The following is a 2,586-nucleotide window of genomic DNA, read 5'->3' as shown; positions in this document are numbered from 1 at the left end:
TCACGCAGCTCCATCGGGACTCCTTCGCTGTGAGAAATGGGAACTTGTTGTTTCGCCAGGTAAGTCTAGCGTGAGCACAGGCCTTTCTTTTTGGCTCTCGATCGAGTGTTCGTGGATGCACAAGCTACTGGGGCCTATGACGCTCACTCGTACCGGTCCCCGTGCTCGGCGAGGAACTCCGCGAGGTAGGGAAGGGCGTAGCGCACCCGGCCCCGACCGGCGGGTTCGATGACCCCGGCATGGATCAGCCGGGACCGGTAGCGGGAGGTCCAGCTGTGGTTTCGTGACAGGCGCTGCTGGATGTCGGCGATGGCTGAGTCCCCGGTGTCCGCGGCGTCCTGCTGCATCGCGAGGAGGAACTGCCGGTCCATGTCGGAGAGGTCGTTCATCGCCGGCTCATGGACGGCGAAGCCGGATTCCCTGATCGCCGACTCGATCCCGGCGGCCGCATGTTCCATCGTGATGATGTCCGCGTCCGACTCCCTGCGCCACGCGTTGTCCCCGATGACCTGGATGAAATAGGGGTACCCGAAGCTCGCTGCGGCCATTGCGCTGAGCGCGTCGGGGTCCACGCGGCGTCCGGCGTCCTCGATGGGGACGCGGAGCGCCTCCTCGGCGGCGGGCGGCGTCAGCGGGGCCAGTGGAAAGCGGCGGGCCCGGCGCAGGAATGTCGAGACATCATCGGTGAGCAGATCCTGCACGGCCTCCGGGAGACCGGCGGCAGCGAAGGCGACGGGGCGCTGTTCCAGGAACGCATGCTGGATGACGGCACAGATCTGACGGATGTCCTCACGGGCGGCAGTGGAATGGACCTCGTCAATGGTGAGAAGGAGACCGGTACCGTGGGCGTCCAGGACATCGGACAACGCAGTGATCTGCTGACGCATCCCGCCGGGCCGTTGCGGATCCGGAATATCGAAGGTGATCCCGCCCAGTCCAGCAGGCAGGGTGACGCCGGAGATCCTGCGTGGTTCCCGGCCCGGTTGCTGGCGGAGGAGGCGGGCGAGGTCGGGGAGCTCTTCCCTGGTGAGTCGTTCGAGCAACCCCTTAGTGGCGGTCTCGGAGACCACCACCCAGCCACGGGATCTGGCGAGGGCCTCGACCTCGTTGAGCATGACGGTCTTGCCGATTCCACGGTTGCCGGTGAACAAGGACGCCCTGCCCGGGGCGCCAGGGCCGGCGTCCAGCGCGTCGGCGAGTTCCGCGACGATGGGGTCGCGCCCTGCGACCAGTGGGGGCGTCACTCCGAAGGATGGACGGAACGGACTTCTCCGGGGCATGGGTGTAGGCCTCCCTGACTCGCTTTCATCATCCTTCATCATTGTAGGTGAGCTTTCATCATCCTTCATCATTGCGGATTGAAGTGGTGATGTGGGCGTCCCCTCTGGGGCCTCGCCCGACCTCATCCCCGGTCCCCCCGAACCAGTCCCCGGTCCCCGTTACCGTTCACCCGTGTTCAGCCTGCGGATCCCCGATTTCCCGTCAGTGTCTACCTGAACAGTCGGCCGAAGAAGCTCTGACGCTTCCGTGCGGCTTCAGCTTCCGCGCGACGCTTGTTCTCGTCAACTTCGGCCTTGGCGGCTTCGAGAGCAGCCAGCGTCTTCTGGATGGTCTCCAGTGGTGTTTCATCCGGGTCTCGATGAACCTTGATCGGTGTGTAACTGCCCAGTGCTGACACGGCTCTCACCCCTTCTTCGACAGTTCGGTGTATGGCAGTAATTCTAGCTTTTCGTATTGGCGGACGCGGGCTTCCGCGCGACGCAGCATGCGGATGGCGACATCCAGATCTCGGTCCGGCAGACCGGATGCTGAGATCTGACTCTGGAGAGTGTCGGCCGCCATCTGCAGGTCCTGCGGCTGAGCGTGCGGGCTCATGACGAGGTCGAAGGCCCATTTCGTCTGGTCCCACCAGTGGGCGTGGTCGTCGGAGGACTGTTTGTGGCGCAGTGTTTCGCGGACGCCACGGAAGGCGAGCATCGCGGTGAGCAGCGGTATGCCGTAGCCGAAGATCTGCAGCGCCGGTGTGGCTCCTTGAGACCATGTCACCGCCACCGCGTACATGCCGGCCATGACGGTGACCCAGATGATCAGTAGTGTGCGCCAGAATCCGCCTGTCGCGGACGTCGGGCTGTCGGTGCTCATACGGTCCCTCCCCGTGGTGTGCCCGCCGATCCCCTCGGCGGGTGTGCGGGCGAGACTACCAGAGGGGTCACTCCACCGACCCGAGCACGCCCTTCGCCGCGACGGCCCCGCCAGCCTCCACCGCAATATGCAGGACGCCGTCCGCCGGTGCGGTGACCGCCCGCTCCATCTTCATTGCCTCGACGGAGACGATGGTGTCGCCCTTGCTGACCTGCGCACCATCGGCGACCTTCCACTCCACGACCGTGCCGGCGAAGGGGGAGAGGACCGGGGCGCCGGACGCGGAGGATGCGGCAGAGGAGGACGCAGCGGACGCCGCACCGGCAGGTGCAGAGGCACTCGACTCTGCCCCGCTGGCCGCAGCACCCAGCACACCGGTCGGCAGCCCGATCCGGTGCAGCCGCCCGTCGATCTCCACCGAGATCTCGGTGCGCTCAAGGTAGG

Annotated in this window: 4 protein-coding genes; all 4 read right to left on the bottom strand. The window is 65.8% G+C overall.

What is annotated here, in order from left to right; translation table 11 throughout:
* Positions 1–143: 143 nt before the first annotated feature.
* On the bottom strand, positions 144–1,280 hold the full coding sequence (locus QZV72_RS12160) for an ATP-binding protein (protein WP_297008841.1): 1,137 nt from the start codon (positions 1,278–1,280) through the stop codon (positions 144–146).
* Positions 1,281–1,489: 209 nt separating this feature from the next.
* Entirely contained in the window at positions 1,490–1,678 is a 189-nt protein-coding gene (locus tag QZV72_RS12155) for a hypothetical protein (protein WP_297008839.1), read from the bottom strand.
* A gap of 5 nt (positions 1,679–1,683) precedes the next feature.
* Positions 1,684–2,142: a hypothetical protein gene (locus QZV72_RS12150; RefSeq protein ID WP_297008836.1), complete on the bottom strand. Its 459-nt coding sequence runs from the start codon at positions 2,140–2,142 to the stop codon at positions 1,684–1,686.
* Positions 2,143–2,209: 67 nt separating this feature from the next.
* A partial coding sequence (locus QZV72_RS12145; RefSeq protein ID WP_297008834.1) for an acetyl-CoA carboxylase biotin carboxyl carrier protein subunit occupies positions 2,210–2,586 on the bottom strand: 377 nt, incomplete at its 5' end.

This window comes from uncultured Corynebacterium sp. (genome assembly GCF_902782855.1).
GTDB lineage: Bacteria > Actinomycetota > Actinomycetes > Mycobacteriales > Mycobacteriaceae > Corynebacterium.
This window is presented reverse-complemented; position numbering and strand designations above follow the sequence as displayed.